The sequence below is a fragment of the Streptomyces sp. NPDC025721 genome, assembly GCF_055558595.1.
In genome coordinates, this window is sequence record NZ_JBVHMF010000030.1 from 1 (window position 1) to 23,190 (window position 23,190).

A 23,190-nucleotide genomic window follows, 5' to 3' on the forward strand; every position below is an offset into this window, starting at 1 on the left:
CGTGTTATGGAAGGAGGAGTTGGGGGGGCACGCCCCGCCCCCCCCCCCCCCCCCCCAGGGGGGGGGGGTTCTTCCTTTCGGGCGGAAGCCGGGTGGGGCCCCCCCCCCCGAACGGGAAGACGGCCCAGGGGTGCCGTCGGGGGAGCAACAATCGCCGCCGCCCTCGCCATCGAACCCTGCCGTCCGCGCTGCATCGCGCCGACGCCGTCCGCGCCACAGCGCCCAGCGGCGCACCTGCACCAGCCTGCGTTTCAGCGAAGCCGAATGGGCCGCTGTCCAGCAAGCCGCCCTCGCTGCCGACCTTGCTCCCGGCGGTTACGCAGCCGCCGCCACCCTCGCTGCCGCATCCAGCGTCAACCCCACCGCCGCGGTTGCGGACTACCGGCGCGGGGTGCAGGAGCTGATGGAGTCCAACCGGCAGCTCGCCGCCGTCGGCAACAACCTGAACCAGGTCGCGCACTTCCTCAACGCCGGCGGCCAGCCCGCCACCGACCTGCGGCAGCTCCTGCACCGTATCGACACCGCGCTGGCCGGTGTGGATGACGCTGTGGCCTGGCTGGTGCGCCGGTGATCCCCAAGATCCGGTACGGCACCCGCAGCACGTACGGGCTGGTCCGCTATCTGTTCGGCGCCGGAAAACGCGACGAGCACACCGACCAGCACCTGGTCGCGTCATGGAACGACTACGCCCCCGACCCCGGCCGCAACCCGAACCACACCGTCGCCCAGCTCGCCGGCCAGCTCGACCAGCCCGTCAAAGCCCTCGGGGATCGTGCGCCGGAGAAGACGTTCTGGCACTGCTCGGTCCGCGCCGACCCCGGCGACCGGCACCTCGACGACAACGACTGGGCGGCCATCGCCCGCCGCATCGTGCGGGCCGTCGGTATCGCCCCCGAAGGCGACACCGCCGCGTGCCGGTGGGTCGCGGTACGCCACGCCGAGAACCACATTCACATCGCCGCCACCCTCGTACGCCAGGACGGCCGCCGCGCCGACCTGAAGTTCGACCAGCGCAAGGCCCAGGCCGAAGCCCGGCAGATAGAAAAGGACTACGGCCTGCGCCAGCTCAACCCCGGCGACGGCACCGCTGCCAAGAACCCCACCAGCCAAGAACGCTTCAAGGCCGAACGCACCGGCCGGGACGAAACTCCGCGCGAGACGCTCCGCGAAGCGGTCCGCCAGGCCCTGGCCGGAGCCGCCGACGAAGCCGAGTTCTTCGCTCGGCTGAAGGACAAGGGGCTACGGATCAAGCCCACCCTGTGCTCATCCGGTGACGTGCTGGGTTACGCGGTCGCCCTGCCCGGCGACCGCAACGCCAAGGGCGAACCCATCTGGTTCGCGGGCTCCACCCTGGCCGCCGACCTCTCCCTGCCTCGCATCCGACTCCGCCTCACCGGCGGCAACCCCGACCGAGACGTGTCACCGCGAACTGACGGTGGCGACCGGACCAACTGGTCGGCACCCGCCCGGGGACGCCGAGCCGCATCCGTGGCCGCCGAGCGCGCCCTCCACCTTCTGGACAGCGACGACGACGACGAGGCCGCCGCTCAGCTCGTCGGGATCGGCGAAGTTCTCGACGCCGTCGCCCAGACCTCCCCGGCCGCCACCCGCGCCGAGCTGGCCGCCGCCGCCCGCTCCTTCGAACGAGCCACCCGCAGCCACATCCGCGCCGAACAAGCCGACACCCGTGCCCTGCGCTCGGCCGCCCGCGGCATCATCCGGGCGGGCGGCGCACTGGGCCGGGGCGAGGACGGCGGTGCCACCGCGATGCTGCTGTCCACCCTGGTCCTGGCCGCCATCGCCGCCGCTCGCTGGCACTCCGCCCGCGGACACGCCCAGCAGGCAGCAGCCTCCTGGGAAGCCGCCGAGCACCTGCGCACCGCCTACCGACACGCCGCTACCGCGCCCCTCAAAGCTCTGCACGACCAAGGCCGGGCCCTGCCCGTGGCGGAACGCCGCCGCCACGAAACCACCATCCGCACAGCCCTGCCGCCCCACCTCACCCGCACCGAGGGCGAATCCCAGCACGACGCCCTGGCCGCCACCCTCGCCCAGGCAGAAGAAGCAGGCCACGACCCCCAAGCCCTGCTACAGCAGGCCATCGGTATACGCGAACTCGACTCCGCCGAGAACATAGACGACGTCCTGGTCTGGCGACTGCGCCGCCTCGCCGACCTCCCCGCACACCCCGGAACCACGTCCGCCGTCCCGAAGACCGGAACCGCCCGCACCACGCCACCGGCCCACCGGCCCGACGTCTACCGTGCGCCTGTCCCTACTTTCCGCCCGAACACCCCGGACCCCGGCAACCGCCACCCTCGCCGATGACATCCCGATCCGGCAGGCCCGCACCGGGCTGTCGGACCGTTCGAAACCCCTGGACAACGGGCTCTACCTGCTGTTACGGATGAACAGACAGGCTCAGAGACGGAGATGACGCTCGTGCTCAGAACGACCGACGACCCCACGCAAGCCCCCACCGCTCCGCCCTCCCCACCTGCCAGCAGCGACCCGCTGCTCCAACTGCAGCACGAGTCCGAACCTCCCGGCGGCCCCCACGCCATCCTCTACATCCGCCATCCCCAGGAACTGGCCCTGCGCGGAATCCCCGTGGTGTGCACGGCTTGCCGGGGCCGCCGGGACTGGCTCCTGATGAACCTGGGCCGCAACGTCTGGATCCAGTGCTGCTGCAACAACCGGTGGCACGAACCCGAGATCACCCGCGCTGACTTCCTGGCCCTGACCCGCCTCCCGGACACCACCACCTATGCCAGCGTGAAGGAAGGCGTGGCCGCCATGGGCTTCGACGGAAGCTTCGCCGGCATCTACCTGGAGTAGCAGAGCGGGTCGGCACACGACGCGGAGCGCCACCGGTCTTCCGGTGGCGCTCCGCGTCGTGTGGTCAGCCGCGGTCGCTGTTCTTGGGAAGCTGGCCCCGGAAGTCGCAACCGAGGCAGGTGTCCTCGCCTTCGATGTGACCTTCGTACCAGCCGTGCACAGCGGCGTGGAGGGCCGCGTCCTTCCAGTTGGCTTCGCCGCTCTCCACGGAGGCGATGGCGTTGCCGACGATCACCCGGAGCAGGGGGCTGTCTGGTGAAGGGAACGGCGGGGAGGGCATCGGAGAGTCGGTCATGCCCCGAGCCTAGGGGCCGCTGGACCTCGTTCAGTCGTGATCGGCGTACTGGGAGATCGGGCCGGAGCTGGCCAGACGCAGGATGTTGAGCCGGACGGCGGCTACGCGAAGCCCGCAGCAAGACCCGTTCGCCTTCAAGCTGTCGCGGACCGAGGTCGGCGGTTTCGCGGGAACGGACCCCATGGACACAGTTCAACGGCTCCTTTGCCTCTACGCGGGCGACTCACGCCGGGCACATCGCTTGGACACATGACTCTGACTCAACCAGGGATCCCGGCTGCGGGTCTGCTCTCGGCGGACCCACTGGTGCACCGTCTCGGCTGTGCCGATGCCGAGCCTGCTCGCGATGGCCTTCACCGTGGCCCACTCGGTGTCGTAGTCGGCGCGGACCTCGGCGACAATGCGCACCGCACGACGCCGCAACTCAGCGGAATAGAGGGAAGGACCTGCCAAGACTCGGTCTTCTCAAAGAATCGAGCCTCCACTGGACCCGGAACGGTTCAGTCGTGCTTGCGAGGCTGTGCGGCATGTGACGGTTCGCTTCGGACTGGTCAGCCATGGGGTCGGCCTGGTCTGGATCGTGTTGATGATGTGTGGCGCTCTCCGTGGCCGGGTCCGACCCCATGGCTGGGTGCTGTTTCTCACGAGCCGGACAGGTTTGGGCGACGAACTACGCTACTTACCAACAGTTTTGTGGCCTTAGGGCGCTATGTCCCGCGCTCATTTGGTCTACCTATGGGTGTCTCGGGGGTTAATTCGGACCTTCTCTTGACTCTGTCTTGGCATTTTCACTGTTTCTTCTTCCCTGGCATGTGGTGACTGTGTGAAGATCTGCCGGTTGCTTGATCGGGCAACTGTGCGGTCTCTGGGGAGGGTTCGTGAGGTCAGGGTGGGGGGACGCTCGGCGTTCGGGGTCGGGCGGTCCGGGGAGACCGGTGCCGCGTTGGTTGCGGCGCGTGTCGGTGCTGGCGGTGTTGACGCTGGCCGTTGAGACGGCGACGGTGGCGGACTCAGGTATGGCGTTCGCCGCTCCTCGGTCGGAGCGGGAAGGGACCGTCGCGTCGGCGCCGTCGTACGGGGCGGCGGAGGCGCGGGATGTGCTGTCGGCGCGGCTGATGGCACGGTTGCAGGGCCGGCGGATCGAGGCGTTGAGCGAGCGTACGGATGCTTCGCAGACGTTCGTGAACGCCGACGGAACGGTGACGTACACCGCGTTCGCGGAGCCGAAGTGGACCCAGCGCGGCGGCTTGTGGGTGAATCTGGACCCCACGCTCCAGTTGCGGGCCGATGGCAGTGTCGTGCCGGTGGCGGCCGAGACGGATCTGGTGCTGTCCGGCGGTGGTTCGGGGCCGTTGGCTTCGTTGACGGTCGACGGCAAGAACCTGTCGCTGACGTGGCCGACGGCGTTGCCGATGCCGGTGCTGTCCGGTGCGAAGGCGACGTACGCGAACGTGCTGAAGGACGTGGACCTTGAGTTGACCGCTTCGCTGAAGGGCGGGGTGGAGGAGACGCTGGTGGTCAAGTCCGCCGAGGCGGCCTCCGGCCCGGGGCTGTCGGATCTGGTGCAGAGCGTGTCGACCAGCAACGGCGTCATCGCGGCGACGGACGCGGGCGGGAATCTGACGGTGACCGACGACACCGGCCGTCTGCTGGTGAACTCTCCGGCGCCGGTGATGTGGGACTCCGCGACCAGTACCGAGCCCGCTGCGGCGGGCGGCGGGAACAGCACCGCCGGGCTCGCGCCCGCGGAGGCGGACAAGGCGAAGCCCCGCGCGGGCACCCGTTCCACCGCCCAGGGGCCGGGTTCGCACGCCCACCATGCGGCGGTGAAGACCACGTTGAAGGACCGCAAGCTCCATCTGACGCCCGACCGTGGGCTGTTGACGGCGAAGAGCACCGTCTTCCCGGTCTACATCGACCCCGCCTATGTGCCGCACCCGGCCAGTGGCAGCCGCCTGCACTGGAACGAGGTGCAGCAGGCGTACCCGAACACGTCGAACTACGACTCCAGCCCATCGAACGGCAACGGTGTCGGGTATCAGGGGTTTTCCTCGCCGAAGGGAATCGAGCGGACCTACTACCGCGTCAGCATTCCCTCGGCGATCTGGGGTGGCACGGTGCTGAGCGCCGACATGAAGATGACGGAGAGCTATTCCGCGTCGTGCGGCACCACGTCCTACGGTGTCCAGGCGTGGTCCACGAATGTCTTCGACGCCTCCACCACGTGGGCCAACGCGCCGGGGAAGGTCGCCCAGCAGAGTTCGGTGAACTTCGGTCCGGCGTGTACGTCCAGCCCGTCGGGGACGTTCAGTTTCATGAACCAGGTCACCAACGCCGCCGCGAACCACTGGCAGACCATCTGCTTCGTGCTGGTCGCCAGCAGTGAGACCAACGAGGTCCAGTTCAAGCGGTTCTCCAGCGCCGCGTCACTGTCGATCACGTACAACACCCCGCCCAACACGCCGACTTCGCTGGCGGCCTCGCCGACGGCGACCGACGGTTACGCGGCCAGTGCGACTCCGACGCTGTCGGCGAAGGCCACCGACGCCAACAGTGACACCGTGCGTCTTGACTACCAGGTGCTGTCGGGTACCACCGTCAAGGCTTCGGGGAGTTCGGCGTTCGTCAACTCCGGCACTGCTGGTACGTGGAAGGTGTCCACGGCTCTGGCGGACGGCTCGTACACCTGGAAGGTCAGGGCGTACGACGGCCGCGACTATTCCGCGTGGACGGCGGCCAAGTCCCTGATCATCGACACCAAGGCACCGGCCAACACTACGGTCTCGTCCAGCGACTTCCCCTCGAACGTGTGGTCGGGAACCCCGGACTCCAAGGGGAACTTCAGCGGTGCGTTCACTTTCGCACCGCCCACCAGTGACGTGGCGCAGGTGGCGTGGACGCTGGACAGCGGCACGTGGACGTACACCGCGACGAGCGGGGCGGCGTTCACCAAGACTCTGACCTTCGGGGCGGGTCGGCACGTGATCAGTGCCAAGACCCACGACAAGGCCGGGAATATCGCCACTGGGACCTCGTACGTCTTCTACGGCGGTGACGGCGCGGCGTTGACCGCCCCGGCGCCCGGTGACCGTCCCGCGCGCAGGGTTGCCCTGACCGCCCAGGGCAAGCCCAACTACACCGGTGTCACCTACCAGTACCGTGTCGGTGAGACCGATACCTGGCACGACGTTCCCGCCTCGCATGTCACCAAAGCGGACGGGACGACGCTGGCGGCCTGGCCGGTCGCGCTGACCGTTTCCAACGGGCTGGCCACCCCCGCCCCCTTGACGTGGAATATCACCGACACGCTCGGCGACGGGCCGGTGGACGTACGCGCGAACTTCACTGACGGCACCACCCCCGGAGCCTCCCCGGCCACCACGATCACCGTGGACCGCAACGCGGGCACCGCCCCCTTGCTGAGCGCGGGTCCGGCCTCGGTGAACGCCCTGACTGGTGACGCCTCGCTGTCGGCCACGGACGCCTCCGGGTTCGATCTCACCGTCACCCGTAGCGCCTCCTCCCGCCGTCCCACGAACGGGTCGGCGCAGGAGGGGCAGGCGGCGATCTTCGGTCCGCAGTGGACGGCGGGCACCACCGCCGAGATCACCGGCTCGGACTGGTCCTACCTCCGTAAGGCGTCGGACATGTCGGTGGCGCTGGTCGATGCGGACGGTGATCCGACCGGGTTCACCGCGGCCTCCGGCGGCGGGTGGAAGCCCGAACCGGGCGCGGAGGACCTGACGCTGACCGGCTCCCTGCTCACCGGCACCTTCACCCTGAAAGACAGCGAAGGCACGACCACCACGTTCGCGAAGGTCGACCCCTCGGCCACGACGTGGCAGGTGACCTCGACGTTCCTGCCGACCACCAACTCCACCACCCAGGTCGTCTCGGAGAAGATCCCGGTCGGCAACACGTTCCTGGCCCGCCCGAAGTACGTGATCGCGCCGACGTCCGCGGTGACGCAGTCCACCTGCACCACGACTCCCGGAACCAAGGGCTGCCGCGTACTGGAATACGTGTACGCCACGGCCACGACCGCGACCGCCTCGGCGTTCGGTGACTTCACCGACCGGGTCTCCCAGATCAGACTGTGGGGCACCGACCCCGGCGCGTCCGCGGCGACCGCGGTCACGGTCGCGCAGTACGCCTACGACACCACCGGCCGCCTGCGCCAGCAGTGGGATCCGCGTATCAGCCCGTCGCTGAAGACGGCTTACGACTACGACAGCGCGGGCCGGATCACCACGCTGACCCCGCCCGGTGAACTGCAGTGGACGTTCGCCTACGGCAGCGCCGGGAACACCGCGACGGCGGGCGACGGGATGCTGCTGTCGGCCTCCCGGCCGACGCTCACCCCCGGAAGCGCCACCCAGACCAACGGCACCGCGAGCACGAACCTGGTCTACGACGTGCCGCTGAGCGGCGGTAAGGCGCCCTACCCGATGTCCGGCGGCGACGTGACCGCCTGGGGGCAGAGCGACGCGCCCTCGGACGCGACGGCGCTGTTCCCCTCGGACGCCGTACCCGCGTCGCACGACGGCGCCGCGCTGACCGCCAACGCCTACCAGCGCGCGATCATCGCCTACACCGACGCCTCGGGCCGTCAGGTCAACACCGCCAACCCCGGCGCACACATCACCACCACCGAGTACGACCGGTACGGTCACACCGTCCGTGAGCTGACCGCAGCCAACCGTGAACTGGCCCTCGCCACCGACGGCGACAGCCTGGCCGAGCAGCAACAACTCGGCATCGACGCTCTGCCGTCCGCCGAGCGGGCCCAACTGCTGTCGACCGTATCGGTGTTCAACACCACAAGCGTGGCGGCCGACGCCGGTACGAACAAGGACACCGACCCGGCCAACGCCGGCCAGCGGGAGCTGGAGAAGTCCGGCCCCCTGCACATGGTCACCCTTGCCAAGGCCCTGCCCGCGACCGCGGGCGGCACCAGCCTGCCCGCAGGGTCCTTCGTCCCGGCACGTGCGCACACCGTCACCGCGTACGACCAGGGCCGCCCGACCAACGGCACCGCCACCGTGACCAACCAGCCGACCAACGTCACCATCGGCGCCGACGTCCACGCGGGCGACGCCTACACCAGTGACGGTGACACCCGGACCAGCACCACCGGATACGACTGGACCAAGGGCCTGCCCACCACTACGGTCACCGACCCGGCCGGACTGAACCTGGTCAGGACCACCGCCTACGACGCTCAGGGCCGCGTCATCAAGACCACCCTGCCCAAGTCCACGGGCACCGACGCGGGGGCCACCGTCACGACCTACTGGTCCGCCACCGGCACCGGCGCCTGCAACGGACGACCTGAATGGGCCGACCTGCTCTGCTCGACCGGCCCGGCCGCCGCGATCACCGGCGGCGGCACCAACCCGTCCCAACTGCCCACCAGCACAACGACGTACGACCGGTGGGGCAGTCCCGTCACTGTCGCCGACACCGCGGGCGCCTACACCCGCACGACGACCACGAGCTATGACGCGGCTGGACGTACCATCGGTACCTCGGTGACCGGCGGCGTAGGGACCGCGGTCCCCGCCACCACCGCCACGTACGACCCGGCCACCGGCAAACAGGCCACCGCGAGCGCCGACGGCAAGACCATCACCCAGGGCTACGATGCGCTGGGACGGCTGATCTCCTACAGCGACGGTGCGGGCAACACGGCCACCACGTGGTACGACGCGCTTGACCGGCCCGTCAAGGTGACCGACTCGGCCCCGTCGACCACCACATACACCTACGACACGTCCAAGGACCCGCGCGGCCTGGAGACTTCCCGCACCGACTCCGTCGCCGGCACCTTCACCGCCACCTACGACGCGGACGGCAGCCCCGTCACCCAGTCGCTGCCGGGCGGCTATACGCTCACCGACACCCGTGACGAGACCGGCGCGACCGTTTCCCACACCTATACGCGTGACAGCGACGGCCTGATCGTCACGGCCGACTCGGCCACCGAAACCGTCCACGACCAGCAGGCCACCCACACCACCGACACCGCGAACCAGGCGTACGCCTACGACGCCGCAGGCCGGCTGACCAACGTCGAGGACACCCAGGACGCCACCACCACGCTGCGCGCCTACGCATTCGACAAGAACACCAACCGCACCAGCCTCACCACCACGGTCGACGGAACCCCCGTCACCGTCAACTACACCTACGACAGCGCCGACCGTCTCACCACCCCCGGCACCGCCTACGGCGCCTTCGGCAGCACCATCACCCAGGCATCCGGTGCCAGCATCGGTTACTACAGCAACAACCTCGTCCGCAACCAAACGTCCGCGGACGGCACCAGCCGCCAGACCTGGACACTCGACCCCGCCCAACGCCTCGCCTCATGGACCACCGAAACCAACGCTGGCGGCACTTGGACCCAGACCGGCGCCAAAACCAACCACTACGGCAACGGCACCGACAGCCCGGACTGGACCACCGAGGACACCAACGGCGCCCTCACCCGCAACGTCCAGAGCATCGGCGGTGACCTCGCCGCTACCACAGCGGCCAGCGACTCCGACAGCACCTTCCTGCAACTGACCAACCTCCACGGAGACATCACCGCCCAACTCCCCCTGGACACCACCCAAGCCCCCACCGCCCTCACCTACGACGAATTCGGCAACCCCGAAACCCCCACCACCACCCGCTACGCCTGGCTCGGCGGCAAACAACGCTCCAGCGAGACCCTCACCGCCGCCACCCTCATGGGCGTCCGCCTCTACGACCCCACCACCGGCCGCTTCCTCCAAATCGACCCCATCCCCGGCGGCAGCGCCAACGCCTACGAGTACTGCAACGGCGACCCTATCAACTGCTACGACCTCGACGGAAACCTTTCCTTGCGCGAGGCTGCGCTGGGAACGGTCCGGTTCTTTAGTTATCGATCCTGGATTAATTCAGCCAGGTCGGCGGGGCGTGGACGGGCAAACGATTCCTACCACAACTGGTCGAGTGGGACCGCTGGTCCATATGCGGCTCTCCTGTACCAGGGGTTCCTGAAGAAGGCTCTGATGAGCAAATTTGGGAAAAGGAAAGCAGTCAGGTACGGACTGAAGGGTGTAGGCGGTATCTTCGGGTACGAATTTGGGGCCCTCGCGACGGCCGTCGACTATTCGGGCATATTCGAGAAAAAGTCGACTGGGGTCTTTCGCCCAATACGCAAATCGCGATCGGTTCCTTATTGGTCTCGTAGTCGTCAAGGATTTTTCAAGTAGTCGGTAAAGCAATGGTGCTGTGCGTCCGGGACGCCCTGGGCGCACAGTTCGATGTATCCAACGCGGAGAGGATATTTTAGTGGAAGACCGTCCCGTTTGGGAGCAGTTGGTAAACCCTGGCGCCGAAACGTCAAAACGCGTCCTTGTTATTGGGACGCTCATCTGGATTTCCTACTGGACCCTCTTTGGTCTTGAAGTGGCGCATGTAAGTGATCCTTCTGCAATCGTGATCGCACTGCAAGTTTTGTTGGGTATTGCTGCAACGTTTAGTTACCTGCGATGCTGGATTCGGGCGATTCGTATAGGATCGCACCATCGACCCTCATAAGAGGGCAAGTTTGTGTGCGTCTAACTGGTTACCCACATGGATGGTGGTCAGGCCGACCTGAGTGTTCCGCCGACATCCGAGGTTGAGCCTTTCTCGTCAACTTGGTCACGACCCAGGAAGGTGTCTGGGCCGGCGTACCGGCTGGTGTAGCAGCCGACGATTACGGCTGGTGGGCTGGCGAAGGCGCTTGGCTTGGTGCAGGGATATACGGATCCAGAGCGTGTGGGGACGCGGTTGGCTGGAGAATGAAGCTGCGAAGAAGAGAACCTTCGGTACTCGGCTCTCTTTAGTGTTTGGAAGTCCTCTCTCATGGATCGCTTTCGCAAGGTTCTTGTCGGTCTGTTCGCTTGCGTCGCCGTGGTCTGGTTTGCCAGCCATGCGATCACCGGAAACGCCGCAGTTCGGTCTATCTGTATCGCGGTTCTGATTTTGGCGGCGGCAACTGCCGGGCTGAATTTCCGAGATCGCATACGGGGACGATTGGAGAGGGGGCGCACAAAGGAAAGGGATGATATCCCGTGACGCGATCTGGGCAAGTGATTCTGTCCGTCGATTCAGTTCGACGGCCACTAATCGAGTTGCCCTCAATGTGTTATCGGGCCTGATTTCTCTGACTGTAGAAGCCTTTGCCGTAGGCTTGGCTTTAGTCGGGGGTCGGCCGCCGGAGATCGGGAAAGAAGCAGCCAGCTGCCGTGTGGGTGTCGGACGTTGGAAATGGGGCTCTGTAAGTAACATGCGCAATCTGAGTGTATTCAGTATGGTATTGAGTGGTCTTGTTGTTGTCGTTGCGACGGTTACCCTTGTCACGACGGATGACATGTGGGTGCGCATCACGTTTGGTGCGACGTTGGTGTTCGTCGTACTGGGCACCGTGCGGGAGATTCGGAACTCTCGACGAGGATGATCAAGTGTATTGGATTACCTGAGTGGGTACCTCCGATTATCGCGACGGCGATTAGCATCGTCTGCTGGCTCGTATATAGCTCGCTGAGTGGGAAGAGGGGGAAGACCGACAGATGAAATGAGTCGGAATTCGCCTTCGGCGGTGAGCGAACGCACTGGCCGACTTGATCGGGCACACGGCAAGGCCGCCCCTGCCGGTGGGCACGGGGCGGCCTCCTGCGGTCGCGGTTGGAAAGTCAGGCGTCGGCAAACTGGTTGGACAGGTTCAGGGCGGTGGTGGCGTAGGTGAGGGCGTGGCACAGGCCGGTGACCTCGTAGAGGGTGGGGCGGATCAGGTCGGGCCAGTGGTCGGGGGCGGTGGGCCAGCGGGCGAGGAGCACCTCGGTGGTGGCGAGGCCGAGGTGGGCGTGGATGGTCCAGCCTGTGTGGGGGGCGGGTTCCCAGAGCAGGCGGATGCGGCCGAGGGGGAGTCTGGCGGCACTGGTGGAGAGCCAGGCGACGTCGAGGGGTCCGTGGGGGAGGCCGGAGATGCGGCGGACGAGCGCGCCGCTGGTGTCGGTCGGCATCGGCTGGAGGGCGAGCGTGTGCAGCGGCAGCGTGGTGGAGCCGCGAGATGGGGTGGGGATAGGTGTCTCCTGGAGGGTTGGGCGGGCGGGTTCAGGCCCAGGCGAGGGCGTCGCGGATTCCGGGCGGGAGGTGGCCTTCCTGGCCGTCCTCGGCGATGAACACGACACCGTCGTTGATGACGAGGCTGGTGGCGAGGAAGTGGGTGAAGGGCCAGTCGGGGTTGATGGCGAGGCGGATCTGCAGGTTGGGGTCGAGGTTCTGGAGTTGGCTGAGCAGGTGGCCGACGGTCAGGTCTTGGGGCACGGAAACCTCCGAGACGTGGGATGCGGGGGGGCATCAGTTCGGGCCGAGGTGGAGCTGGTCGCGCTGGACCTTCGGGCCGTTCGACGGACTCGGCTCCGGCGTGCGATGGGTGGTGAGGTGGCGGCGGCGGGATTCGTTGACGTAGCCCTTGCCGGGCTCCTGCATCTGCCACTGTCCGCAGGAGCAGATGGCCTGGGTGTAGGCGCGGCCGGGGCAGTCGGGGTGGAGCGGTTTGCCGGAGCTGGTGTGCTTGTGCTCGGGCGGGCACAGGGTGCCGTCGTTGTGGTGGTTGGTCAGCGGGGCGCGGAAGGCCACGAAGGATCCTCTCGGTTGGGAACGTGCGGTCGGCTTGGTACGAGGCCGACCGGTGGTGAACGGGTTCAGGCGGCCAGCAAGAACAGACGCTCGGCTATCGGCTGAGTCAGCGGCCGACGTGGCCGGTCAGGGCTTCGAGGAATCCGGCGACGGCCCGGCTGGGGACGTCCGGGGCGAACTCCTGCACCCAGGGCTCCGCGTCGGCTTCGGCCGGGGTGACCCGGACGGTCCAGACGATGCCGCGCTGCCAGGCTGCTGGGTCGGGTCCTCCGGCAGCCAACCGACGTAGACCCGGCCGTCCGGGCTTGTGCAGTGGACGTTGGCCTCCGGGGTGTCCACAAGCGCCCAGCCGTGCTCGCTGAGCAGGCTGAGCACCGGCTCCGCGCTGGCGTCCCCGGCCAGGGAGGGGCGTTGCGGGACGACGGGGCGGAAGAGGGCGGGAAGGCTATTGCCAGTGGTGTTCAAAATGGGACGGTCCTTCGTTGACCTGCGGTTTTTCCCGACATCCGTACGTTGACATGCGGTGCGACGGTGGTCGTAGTCGTTTCCGGCGGGAGCCTGTCTGCCGTGGGCGAACTGGACCGGGACGCAGAAGAACCGGCCACCTGGGAATGGACCGGGGCGGCCGGTTGTCGTAACGAGGTTGCGGCGCACGGCCGTACGAGGGCACAGGGGGATCGCGTGACGGAGCAGGGCGGCAGGCACTGGGGCGGGGCCGGACTGGAGCGCAAGATCCGCGCCGCCGGGGGGTCGTGGACGGTCGGCGACATCGTGATGGTCGCCGACGGCCAGTGGGCCGTGGACCTTGCGGCCCAGACGGGCCCCGAAGCGGACACCGTGGTGGAGCGCCGAGCTGCGGACGGGCGCAGCGTGGAAATGACGCTGGAGGAGCTGGCCCGCGCGATCGGCGCCCGGTTCGGGGACACCCACCACGACGACACGACCGACTGAGTCTCAGCCCTCCTTCGTGGATGCGGCGGCGCGGGCCGCCGCGTTCTGGTCGGCGATGTCCGCAGCGAGCCGCAGCACGGTGCCGGCAGCGGGGTGCCCGAGCGGGGCTGCGGTGATGACCTGGCGGATGAGCCGGAAGGCGGCGTGCGGGCTCCATCCGAGCTGGCTGTCGGGGTAGGGCTGGTGCCCGTCGTCCATCCGGACGAGGTCACGGCGGACCCGGCGCAGCGCGGTGGCGTCCACGATGGGGTGCGGGGTGGTGCCGACGGCATCGATGGTGGCATCGAGGAGCTGAAGCAGCGCAGGGTGGGCGGGGGTCCATGAGGCGGGTCGTTCGGTGGGCATGGGAAAGTCCTCCGGCTGGTTGTGGCATCTTCGGACGGATAGGTGATTTCGTCGGCGTCTCTGGGCTGTGTTCACGAGTTACCGGCGGGGCCTGTCGGCGGCCACCACCGGGCCGACCGGGGCCGAAATCGAGGGCGGGGCGGGTGGTGGGCCCGGGGTGCGCGGTGCCTGCACGGAGCGGGCGACAGCGGCTTGGGCCAGGCGGATCGCCGGGGCACGGTCCGGGGGCCGGGCGGCTTCGCGGGCGTCGATGATGGAGCCGATGGCCTGCAGGTGGGCTCGGCTCTCGGCCTGGGCGACCCGCAGCTCCACCGCCGACCTGGTGATCCGTTCCAGGTCGTAGAAGGCCGGCACCTGCCCGGTGCGGGTCATGGCGTGTAGGCGGTCCTGATGCACGACAGCCGCGTTGGACGAGACGACGAGGCTGGAGCGGATATGCATCGCCGAGCGCAGCAGCGGGTCCTGGACCGGGCGTTGAAGGGCGAGGGCCTCCAGCGCGTCGATGGGGCCGTCCCAGGCTTTCTCGATCATCGCGGTGGCCTGGTCGAAGACGGTGGCATTGGACACGGGTGAACTCCCCTTCTTCGCGGCGAACTTGGGTCAGCGGCCCGGCCCTGACGCTTGCGGGCGTTGCGGGGCGGAGGGCGGGCGGGAGGCCGGTATGACGGGTCGGGAGGTCCCGGTGGGCAGCGCGAGGGTGAGCGGTCGCGGGCAGCCTGGGCGGGCGGACATCCAACGGTGTCGGCACGAGGGGTTTGACCGCGGTTGCGGTGGCCTGCGGCGGGAGACGTCGCAGGTCGTCGACGTAGCGGATGACGGGGGCCGGGTCGGTCAGGGCGGTGTTCATCGCGGCGACCAGGCCCTCGGGGGTGAAGGAGGAGGCGGTGGCGTACAAGCGGTTGCCCGGCGGTCCGGCCAGCGTGAGCCAGCGCTCCTGGTGCCCGGTCATCTCGGCGGCGTGGTCGAGGCGGCTTCGGCGCAGGTGGACCTCGGCCATGACGGCGGTGCCGTACCTGTGGCTCCACCCCGCCGCCGCCAGCGGAGTGCCGACGTCGAGCGCGGCGAGGTTGCTGTTGCCGTAGTAAAGGTAGAAGTCCGGGCCTTCGGCGTAGCCGGCGGCGAGCGCGGTGATGAAGCCCGCGGCGATCTCGGTAGGGGCGGTGTCCCGGAAGGTGACCAGCCAGCGCGGCATGGCGAAGGGGTCGGAGTACGCCGTGATCTTCCACAGTGCGTCGTCGTCGCCCTCGGGCAGGTACCCGAGCCGGACGGTGTGGTCCGGAGCAGCGACGTAGACGTTGCCCAGTTCGTCGTGGGTCAGGTGCCAGCCCTGGTCGAGCAGAGGCCGCAACGCCGGGTCGCCGGTGCTGGTGGCTCCGGCCAGGTAGCGGGGCGTGACGTGGTGCTCGCGCCACCGCTCGTCGTTGGGGTCGTAGGCCATGGCTTCCTCCCCTTTCAGCGGCGGTGAGCCGGGGTCGGCAGGCTGGCCGGCGGGCTGACCCGCGAGGCGGGCTGGGAGTTGGCCGTAGGGCTGGCCGGGATTGCGGTGCGGCTGCGGGCGGCCTGGACGCGGAGGTCGGCCGCTGTCTGCGGGTGAAGGCGGTGCGGCGCACGTCGAGCGGCGTCGGCGACCGGGGTATCGGGGCAGCTCGGCCGACGGGGGTGAGCGTGGCCAGAGCCGGTCGGAATCCGGCGCGGGAACAGGCTCGGTGGTGACGTAGGGCAGGTTCCGCTCGGGGATGGCGGAGCGGGGCCGCTCGACGGGCTCGGTACTGCTGAATGCCCGAACCGTCTGCGTGACGAGGTAGAGCGGCGTGTCCTGGGCGAAGCCGGCGTGCCAGCGTTCGCCGTTGACTTCTTTGACGCAGGCGTACATCGTCCACATCGCCCGGCTGTCGCCGGCCAGTTCGGCGTAGTCGTCGATGTCGAAGGCGCGTCGGCTGAAGTAGGCGTGGCTGTCCGGGGAGTGCTGACAGTGCTCCATGGTCGTGTCGTCACTGCGCCAGTCGCGCTCGGCAAGGATGCCGTCGGCCGAAGCGCCTTGACCTTGAGGACCGCGATCCCATGGGTAGGGGTGATGGCTGTCCAGGCACTCGACCAGGGCTTTGGTGAAGGCGTTGGTGATCTCGGAGGGAGTGTTGCGGCTGAAGGTCGCGGACCAGGCCAGCATGCCGAGGGGCTCGTGGTAGCGGGTGACGCGCCAGCCGCCGTCGCGGCTGTGGGGCAGGTAGGCGATGTGGACGTCGTGGTGGGGGCAGACGAAGTGTTGTCCGTTGTCGGTAGTGGTCCAGCCCCAGCCGCGGTGCGAGTACAGGACGTTGCCGATGGCGGCGGGGTTGCCGCGCCCGGCCAGGTAGACGGGGCTGACCTGGTCCGGCGGCTGGTCGGGGTGCTGCTCGTCGGGCTGCAGAGTGCTCATGAGGGGGTGTGCTCCGGGGGTGGGGCCCGCGCGCAGCCGGGAGCGGCGCGCGGGCCAGGGCTCGGCGGCAGAACAGGTCTGGCTCTGGGCACGGGGGGGGGTACCTTCCGCGGGCGGGGGTGGACTGGGCGGTGATGGTGGCCGGCACTCGCGGCTGCGGGGCCGGGGCGTGGCTGAACAGGCCGCTTGGCGCGGCCGGGCTGCGCCGCAGAGCCGCTGAGGTGCGTATGCCGTACGGGCCGGGCGGGGCCGCCCGGTGGGTGCGGGTGGCTGTGGCCACGGGAGTTGCGGGCCGCACGGCGGCGGTGGGGTTGCTCCAGTGCTCGACGGCGGCGTAGACCGGTCCCAGGGCCCGGCCGGCGGCGGTGAGGGTGTAGGGGTCTCCGTGCCGGTGGCCGGTGCGGGTGACCAGGCCGTCGGCGTGAAGTCGGATCAGCCGCTGCCGGGTGTAGGGGTCATCCAGGCCGACCGCCTCGCCGATGCGAACGAAGCGCATGGGCCCGACGTCCAGGGCCTGGATCACGGCGGTGGTGTGGCGCAGGTTCAGCCGGCGCAGCGCGTCCTCGACGCGCTCGGCACCGGCCACACCGTCCGGCGAGAAAGCGAAATGGTCGTGGGACCAGTCGGCCAGTGCCTGATGGACCGGGGCCAGCGACGTGCCGAATCCACTGAGCTGGTACGGGGCTTGGAGATCCGCGCCGCGGGTCAGGAGGCCGTCGGCGTGCATCTGGGCAAGCCGCTTGCTGAGGACGGGCTGGCTGATGAAGGGGAGATGGGATCCGATGTCGCGTACCCGCATCGGCTGGTGCTGCTGCGCCAGGGTCTGCACGGCCCAGGTGGTCCACTTCGGTGCGATCAGGGACAGCGCGTCCTCGACGCGCTGGGCGTCGACGGCACCGGTCTGCGTGACGGTGGGCTGGGCGACGGTGGACATGGCGTACTCCAAAGGGGCGGAAGGCGCGAAGGTGAGCGGGTGGTCAGCGGGTACGTTCGGTGCGGAGCTGCTGGAGAACGGCGTCGAGGCGGCGGTTGCTGATGTGGATGCCGCGGTTGCGCAGGGCCCCGCGCAGCGCGTCGCGGGTGAGGCGGGGCAGGCAGGCGGCGGCCTGGCGGGCGGCCTCCATCACGTCCTCGTCTTCGACAGCGCGACCGGTCCGCCGGGACAGCGGGAGGCGGCTGGCACCGGGCTGGTCGAGCAGCAGCCGGACGTCCAACAGATCCCACAGCGCTTCGGCCTGGGACTGCTCCTGCTGCTCCACGCGCATGAGTTCGGCAACGTAGAGGCGCAGACGGTCGTCCCGGGGACGTTCGTCGGCGACGGCGTCCTGCACGGTGGTGCGCAGGGCGCGGCGCGTTGCGCGGCCCTGCTCACCGGTCTGCTCCAAAGCGCTCAGGCGGCGCAGCACGATCGGCAGAACGGGGTCGGCGCAGCGGTAATGGGCGACCTCGTCGCGTAGGCGATCCAGGGAGCGGCCGTACCGGTGCTCGACCAGGCGGCGGGTGTGAAAGGCAGTGGTGGACATGGGCGTTTCCTTATCTGGAAGGTCAGCGGGAGGGGGTCGGCTTGGCCTGACCGGGGGCACCGGCGGCAGGCGGTTCCGCCGGAGTCGAAGGAAGGGTGTTCCGCGTGCTGCGGCTGAGGGCAGCGGTGGTGCGCGGGTCCTGGACGCAGCCGGCGCGGAAGGCCGCCTGCCCCGAGTCGGTGACGGAGAGCTGCTGGCCGAAGTTCAACGAGGTGCTCGCGTCGCGCTCGATCCAGCCCCGCTCCTGCATCGCCTCCACAGTCGCGGGGGAGATCCGCGCACCCGAGCCGGTGTAGACGCCCAGGCCGGTCCGGAAGGCGCGCTCTTTCAGCAGCACCCGGCCGCGCTTGATCTCCTCCAGCGCCAGCAGCTCCTCGCGCGACGGCAGCGGATCGACAGCAGGGCTCGAACTGTCAGCCGTCGCTGTGGGGTCGGGGACGTCACGTGCGGCGGTCCCGGAACCGGTGGCGGGTGTGGCGGCGACATCGTCGGCAGCCTGCAGGGCTTCTTGGCCCAGCTCGGTCAGCGACAAGAGCTGTCCCTGCGTGGGCTTCGTGGCCGTGTCGATGTTCAGCAGGCCCTCGGAGACCATCCGCTCGACGGTCTGCGCCCAGATGGGGACCAGGACGCCGGTGCTGTCGGAGAGGTATCGGTCCTGCTCGGACAGCGCGCTCTGCTTCAACCGCAGGCCGCCGTGCTCGACCGCCCGCAGGGCCTGAACCTGCCGGCCACCGGCAACGGCCCAGCCGTCGTCCCGGGCCGGTGCTTCCTTTGCCGTTCGTCCCGGAACAGGGCCGGGCCCCTCGGATGCCGGTTGGGCGACGTCGGGAAGCAGCCGCCGATAGCCGGCCACGGCCCGGACCAGCTGCTGGTAGGCCGTATCCCGGTGGGCTGCGAGGAGTTCGAGCTGCGGGCCGGTGGCGCTCAGCAGTCCGTACGAACCGCGCATCTGCGGTGCCTTGCCCCGGCTGATGGGTTCGAGGGTCTCGATCGCTGTCTTCGCGGCGCGGGTGAGGTCGGTGTGCAGGTCGTCGGCCTCGTGCGCGGCGGTGGCGACCAGCCTGCCCACGATGTCCAACGGGTGGCGGTCGCTGAGGTCCCAGGGGGCTTCGACACCGAGTTCGGCTGCGACCAGGTGCGCGCCGGGCCGTACGGCGGGGTCGTGGGGGTTCACCGGGCCGGCCCCATCCGGGTCAGCAGGGTGCGTACCAGCGTCGGCAGGCTGTCCGGGCCTTCGCCGATCCGCAGGTTGCCGCCTGCTTCGCCGAGCACGTACGCCGCGTCCTCGGCCAGTCCGCTGGCGATCTCCATGCAGGCGTCGGTGATCTGGGCTGCGGCCAGCAGCGACTGGGACAGCACCTGCACGTACTCGCTGGACGTCAGCCCGGCGGTCTCGGCGGCGGCGCGGATGGCCGCCAGCTCCAGCACGCTGAACCCGAAACCCACCTCGGCCGCGCCGTCCTGCTCGGCCAGCAGCGGGGAGAGGGCGGGATCGGGCGGTGCAGCGGGGATGCCGACCTGGGTGCAGATCCGGTCGACCGCGTCGGTCAGCTCGCCGAGGGATTCGGTCAACCAGCCCAGGGCTGCGGCGTAGGAGGCGAGCGCGAACAATCCGGCTGGGGTGGCGGGCAGCGGCTCGTCGAGGAAGTTCTCCAGCCTGTCGGTCAGCTCACCGACGACCCGGGGTCCGGCGGCTAGTGCGCCGAGGACGGGGTGGAGGTAGGAGCGGGCGGCGGGGGTGGGGTACTCGGCGGTCAGGACACCGGAGATGCTGTGGGCCGCGCCGGTGAGCAGATCGGCCAGCTCGGTGCGGGACAGCGGGGTGCGGTCGGTGGTCATCGGGCGGCCTTCCGGGTGGGTGTGGATGGGGCGTATTGGTGGTGTAGGCGACCGAGGCGGTCGTCGAGTCGAGGGCGAGGCCGGTGGCGTGTGGGGAGCGGGAGTTGGCGGCGCGGATGCGGACTGCGGTCGCCGGGTCCGGGGGCGGGGTCTGGGTGCGGCCGGTGCGGTGCTGGGCGGTGCGGTAGACCGCGTAGTCCGCGCGGGGGCCGGCGGCGACCAGGTACACCTCGCGGTCGTGCTTCGAGGTGGCCGGTGCGGGCCGGAACTGGACGACCAGCCGATGAGAAGCCCAGTCGGATCCCACGCCGAGGATGACCTTGTGGAAGCCTTCGAGCCGGCCCTCCAGTCGCTTGGCGACCCGTTCGCCATTGACGAGGTCCTGCAGGTGCAGCAGCGCCTGGTCACGGATGGGTTCGGGCAGGTTGCGCAGGTCGGCGAGGGCGTCGGGGTGGGCGGCGAAGGCGCGCCGGGGCAAGCTCACAGCGGCCGCCTCCGGTTCACCGGCTGTCCGCCGAGCGCCGAGACCGGCTGTGGCGTGCGGCTGCCGGGTGTTCCGGGCGCGCTGCGGGCGCGGGCTGCCGATACGCACTGTGCCGCTGACCGCTCTGGCGCGGGCAGGAGCGGTTCGGTTCGGTCGGCCAGCCGCGCGAGGGCAGACGCCGTGTCGGGGAAGGCTCCTTCGCGGAGCGTGGACGTGCGCTCTTCGAGGTCGCCCTGCTGCAGAAACACCCGGATTGGCACCTGGGCGGCGGCGCGGTCGCGGACCAGGGTCCAGGCGTAGCAGGTGTCGTCGAGGTTCTCGTGGAAGACCTGGAGCAGGTCGTACCGCCCCGATTCGGCGCGGATCTTGTCCTCGACGAGCGAGGTGGCGGTTTCGGCGGCCCGAGCGCGGTCGTTACCCGAGACGCTGACCGCTTTGAGCGGGGCGCCGCGGTCGGCGAGCCACCGCTGGGCGAAGGCGATCCCGGTATGGGACGCGGCTTCCAGGGTGAACGTCCCGTAGCCCGGGAAGCGGTGGAACGCGACGGTGTGGAACTGCGGTTTGGGGTCGTCCCAGGTCGCCGTGGTGTCGTACATCAGCGGGTAGCTGGCGGTGTCGGTCTGGTGGTCGACCACGGTGCTCAGCTCGGCCGCCGACAGACCGGCGAGGACCTGCCCGATGGACGGGTCGGCAGGGGAGTAGCCGGCGATACGGAAGCAGGGGGCGCTCACCGCGACCTCCCCGGACCCGGCTGATGCACCGCCCTGGTGGACGGCACGGGAAGGGTGTCGAGGCCGCACGCCGCACGCCGCAGGGCGCGGGGCGCCGGTGGAGCGGGCGAGCGCGACGCGCGTACGCAGGGCATCGGCGTCGAGGTGGCCTTCGGGCGCCGGTGGCAGCGGGGTGCTGCGGTCGTTCAGCCAGTCCCGGGCCGTGTCCTCGTCGGGGAAGGCGCCCTCGCGGGCGGTGTAGGTGAGCGCCTTCTCGTCGACCACTTCGAGGAAGACCCGGACCGGGTCCACGGCCGCGCCACTGTCCCGCACCAGGGTCCAGTTCTCACACGGGGCGGAGTCCCAGGTCCAGGTGTCGATGACGTCGTAGCGCTGCCCGCCCTCGCGGATCATCTGCTGCACCCGGAGGGTCTGTTCGTCGGCCGGCGCGACGAAGTCGCCGTCGATCATGGCGATCTGCTCGGGCGGGCAGCCGCGGGCGATCAGCCAGGCTTGAGCGAACGGCACGCTGGCGTGATATTCGCGTTCCAGAGTGAAGGTGCCCACGCTGAAGTCGCGTGCGACCTTGATCGCGGCGATCTGCGGCGCACCGGGCACGCCCCAGGTCGCGGAGGTGTCGTGGGCGACCACGTAGCTGTGGGACCGGTGCGGAGCGGTGTGGTGTTCGGCCAGGACGCGCAGGTCACCGCCCCACAGCAGGCGTTCTGCTTGCTCGGAGCCGAGGTCGGCAGGGTCGAGGTCGTCCAGCGCGAAGTCGAGTTCGGCGGTCACCGGTCACCGCCCGCTATCACAGGTGCCGGAGTGGCCAGCACACGGTGGCTCGGGCGGGCCGGGCTGGTGGTGCATGCCGCGAACGGACCGTCAGGGGCTCGCAGATGGAGCAGGGCGTGGTCGAGGTGGTCGCGGTGCCATGTCGAAGGACCGGACAGGCCCGCCTCGGCGTCGGTGAGCTGCTGCCAGGCAAGCCACAGGGCGTGGAGGCGGGCGACGGCCTCGGAGTGCTCGTACCACTTGGCGCACCACGGGCGGGTGGTGCTGATCTCCCGGCCGTAGACCGGCAACAGCAGGTGGTGCACCCAGCCGGCGAGCGCGGCCAGTTCGGTGGCGTACGCTTCGCCGCCCAGCGCGAGGATGAACACCCTGGCCGGACCGCTGTCCGGCGTGGCCTCGGCGGCCTCGGTGTTGTCGGCCGGTGCGTCAGGGGTGGGGGGTTCGGGTTCGGAACCGAGGCGATCGAGGATGACGCCGTGCTGGCGGACCTCGGCCATGGTCGCGGCCAGCGTGCTGGCCAGGTCGCCGAGGTTCTCGTCGGCGACGCGGAACGGCTCGGGCTCTGGTTCGGGGGCGGCCGTGGTGGGATCGGACATGACGCTTCCAGGGGGATGGGTGAGCAGGTCGGAGGCGGTGTGCGCGGAGGCGGGGTTCTTCTGGAAGCCACGGCGGTGCTCCTCGGTGAGGAAGTGAACATGGGGAACAGGATGCGGAGGATCAGCGATTTGGCCGGTCCGGGAAAAGGCGGTAATGCGGCTAGAGCGGTGATCAGCGGGGCAGCACCGGAAGGGTGGACTGAGCAACTGCATTGCTCAGTCGGTCTGTTGAGGGATGACGCCGTTGCCGAACACGGTGAGCTGGGCGGGACGGCCGAGTCCGGACGTGGCGGTCACCCCGCTCATTGGTAGGCCCTGCATGCGCTCAACGAACGCCGCACGCAGCCGCCCGGCCGCATTGCTAGGTGGCGGTGCGGGGCGGGTGATGGCGGCGCCGTACGGTTCCCACCGGCTGGTGGACGTGCTGTACACCGCGCGTGGCTGCTGCGGCCGGACGATGGACGCAGCCCACCCCTGTGCACAGAACCTCAAGAGAATCGCAATTGCGTGCGATTCCCTGATTGAGTGGGCTTATGCCGTGAAGAACGTCACCCCGGGCGATGACGCGGTCGAATCCCCGGTCGACACGCCAATTAGCGCTGCGACATGTTGGATTGGAGCACCATTGCTCCGTCGAAACCGCGGTGCATCGCGCGAAAGATCTTGAGGTGACCGAATGCCATCACTGTCACGCATCGCATTCGTTTGCCGGAGGACAACGTTCCACTGCCGGGCCCC

Annotated in this window: 19 protein-coding genes and 2 pseudogenes; 6 read left to right on the forward strand and 15 right to left on the reverse strand. The window is 69.3% G+C overall.

The annotated features are described in order from the left end of the window. Window positions 1–130 precede the first annotated feature (130 nt). The 3 genes from ACZ4EF_RS30935 to ACZ4EF_RS30945 all read left to right on the forward strand — a co-directional run bounded on the left by ACZ4EF_RS30935 (window position 131) and on the right by ACZ4EF_RS30945 (window position 2,838). Window positions 131–571 carry a MobC family plasmid mobilization relaxosome protein gene (locus ACZ4EF_RS30935; protein WP_467507365.1) on the forward strand — a complete coding sequence of 147 codons (441 nt, stop codon included), beginning with the start codon at window positions 131–133 and terminating at the stop codon, window positions 569–571. Next, entirely contained in the window at window positions 568–2,328 is a 1,761-nt protein-coding gene (locus ACZ4EF_RS30940; RefSeq protein WP_467507367.1) for a relaxase/mobilization nuclease domain-containing protein, read from the forward strand. Before ACZ4EF_RS30935 ends, ACZ4EF_RS30940 begins: the two co-directional genes overlap by 4 nt. Window positions 2,329–2,433: 105 nt before the next feature. After that, window positions 2,434–2,838, forward strand: a complete 405-nt coding sequence (locus tag ACZ4EF_RS30945; protein WP_467507369.1) for a hypothetical protein — start codon at window positions 2,434–2,436, stop codon at window positions 2,836–2,838. Between the two features lie 64 nt (window positions 2,839–2,902). Here the strand turns inward: ACZ4EF_RS30945 and ACZ4EF_RS30950 are convergent, their stop codons facing one another. Beyond that, window positions 2,903–3,133, reverse strand: a complete 231-nt coding sequence (locus ACZ4EF_RS30950; RefSeq protein WP_467507371.1) for a hypothetical protein — start codon at window positions 3,131–3,133, stop codon at window positions 2,903–2,905. A 210-nt stretch (window positions 3,134–3,343) separates the two neighbouring features. Then, entirely contained in the window at window positions 3,344–3,541 is a 198-nt protein-coding gene (locus ACZ4EF_RS30955) for a terminase gpP N-terminus-related DNA-binding protein (protein ID WP_467507373.1), read from the reverse strand. A 527-nt stretch (window positions 3,542–4,068) separates the two neighbouring features. Between ACZ4EF_RS30955 and ACZ4EF_RS30960 the strand changes: the two genes are divergently transcribed. Beyond that, window positions 4,069–10,380 carry an RHS repeat-associated core domain-containing protein gene (locus ACZ4EF_RS30960; protein ID WP_467507375.1) on the forward strand — a complete coding sequence of 2,104 codons (6,312 nt, stop codon included), beginning with the start codon at window positions 4,069–4,071 and terminating at the stop codon, window positions 10,378–10,380. Window positions 10,381–11,847: 1,467 nt separating this feature from the next. Here ACZ4EF_RS30960 and ACZ4EF_RS30965 read toward each other — a convergent pair. The 4 genes from ACZ4EF_RS30965 to ACZ4EF_RS30980 form a co-directional block, all read right to left on the reverse strand. Further along, window positions 11,848–12,177: an esterase gene (locus ACZ4EF_RS30965; RefSeq protein ID WP_467507377.1), complete on the reverse strand. Its 330-nt coding sequence runs from the start codon at window positions 12,175–12,177 to the stop codon at window positions 11,848–11,850. 91 nt (window positions 12,178–12,268) lie between these two features. Further along, window positions 12,269–12,481, reverse strand: coding sequence for a hypothetical protein (locus ACZ4EF_RS30970; protein ID WP_467507379.1), 213 nt, complete (start codon window positions 12,479–12,481; stop codon window positions 12,269–12,271). Between the two features lie 33 nt (window positions 12,482–12,514). Then, window positions 12,515–12,796: a hypothetical protein gene (locus ACZ4EF_RS30975; protein ID WP_467507381.1), complete on the reverse strand. Its 282-nt coding sequence runs from the start codon at window positions 12,794–12,796 to the stop codon at window positions 12,515–12,517. 106 nt (window positions 12,797–12,902) lie between these two features. Beyond that, entirely contained in the window at window positions 12,903–13,076 is a 174-nt protein-coding gene (locus tag ACZ4EF_RS30980; protein ID WP_467507383.1) for a DUF317 domain-containing protein, read from the reverse strand. Between the two features lie 401 nt (window positions 13,077–13,477). On the opposite strand from ACZ4EF_RS30980, the gene ACZ4EF_RS30985 reads away from it, so the two are divergent. Continuing rightward, a complete protein-coding gene (locus tag ACZ4EF_RS30985) occupies window positions 13,478–13,747 on the forward strand; it encodes a hypothetical protein (protein ID WP_467507385.1) in 270 nt (89 codons plus the stop codon). Between the two features lie 3 nt (window positions 13,748–13,750). On the opposite strand, the gene ACZ4EF_RS30990 is transcribed toward ACZ4EF_RS30985, so the two are convergent. Together ACZ4EF_RS30990 and ACZ4EF_RS30995 are read right to left on the reverse strand one after the other, a co-directional pair. Then, a complete protein-coding gene (locus ACZ4EF_RS30990) occupies window positions 13,751–14,092 on the reverse strand; it encodes a hypothetical protein (RefSeq protein WP_467507387.1) in 342 nt (113 codons plus the stop codon). A 78-nt stretch (window positions 14,093–14,170) separates the two neighbouring features. Further along, on the reverse strand, window positions 14,171–14,659 hold the full coding sequence (locus ACZ4EF_RS30995) for a hypothetical protein (protein ID WP_467507389.1): 489 nt from the start codon (window positions 14,657–14,659) through the stop codon (window positions 14,171–14,173). A 245-nt stretch (window positions 14,660–14,904) separates the two neighbouring features. On the opposite strand from ACZ4EF_RS30995, the gene ACZ4EF_RS31000 reads away from it, so the two are divergent. Continuing rightward, on the forward strand, window positions 14,905–15,174 hold the full coding sequence (locus ACZ4EF_RS31000; RefSeq protein WP_467507391.1) for a hypothetical protein: 270 nt from the start codon (window positions 14,905–14,907) through the stop codon (window positions 15,172–15,174). Window positions 15,175–15,215: 41 nt separating this feature from the next. Here ACZ4EF_RS31000 and ACZ4EF_RS31005 read toward each other — a convergent pair. From ACZ4EF_RS31005 to ACZ4EF_RS31035, 7 genes and pseudogenes are all read right to left on the reverse strand, one after another. Beyond that, window positions 15,216–16,508: pseudogene (locus ACZ4EF_RS31005) on the reverse strand (SPDY domain-containing protein); the annotation flags it as partial. A gap of 370 nt (window positions 16,509–16,878) precedes the next feature. Then, window positions 16,879–17,442, reverse strand: a pseudogene (locus tag ACZ4EF_RS31010) (winged helix-turn-helix transcriptional regulator); the annotation flags it as partial. A gap of 43 nt (window positions 17,443–17,485) precedes the next feature. Further along, a complete protein-coding gene (locus ACZ4EF_RS31015; RefSeq protein ID WP_467507393.1) occupies window positions 17,486–18,031 on the reverse strand; it encodes a hypothetical protein in 546 nt (181 codons plus the stop codon). Window positions 18,032–18,053: 22 nt separating this feature from the next. After that, entirely contained in the window at window positions 18,054–19,205 is a 1,152-nt protein-coding gene (locus tag ACZ4EF_RS31020; RefSeq protein WP_467507395.1) for a hypothetical protein, read from the reverse strand. Then, the gene (locus ACZ4EF_RS31025; RefSeq protein ID WP_467507397.1) at window positions 19,202–19,870 is read right to left on the reverse strand and encodes a hypothetical protein; all 669 of its coding nucleotides are present in this window, start codon (window positions 19,868–19,870) and stop codon (window positions 19,202–19,204) included. Before ACZ4EF_RS31025 ends, ACZ4EF_RS31020 begins: the two co-directional genes overlap by 4 nt. A gap of 480 nt (window positions 19,871–20,350) precedes the next feature. Continuing rightward, window positions 20,351–21,856: a hypothetical protein gene (locus ACZ4EF_RS31030; RefSeq protein WP_467507399.1), complete on the reverse strand. Its 1,506-nt coding sequence runs from the start codon at window positions 21,854–21,856 to the stop codon at window positions 20,351–20,353. Further along, a complete protein-coding gene (locus ACZ4EF_RS31035; RefSeq protein ID WP_467351106.1) occupies window positions 21,853–22,452 on the reverse strand; it encodes a DUF4913 domain-containing protein in 600 nt (199 codons plus the stop codon). Before ACZ4EF_RS31035 ends, ACZ4EF_RS31030 begins: the two co-directional genes overlap by 4 nt. Window positions 22,453–23,190: the final 738 nt, after the last annotated feature.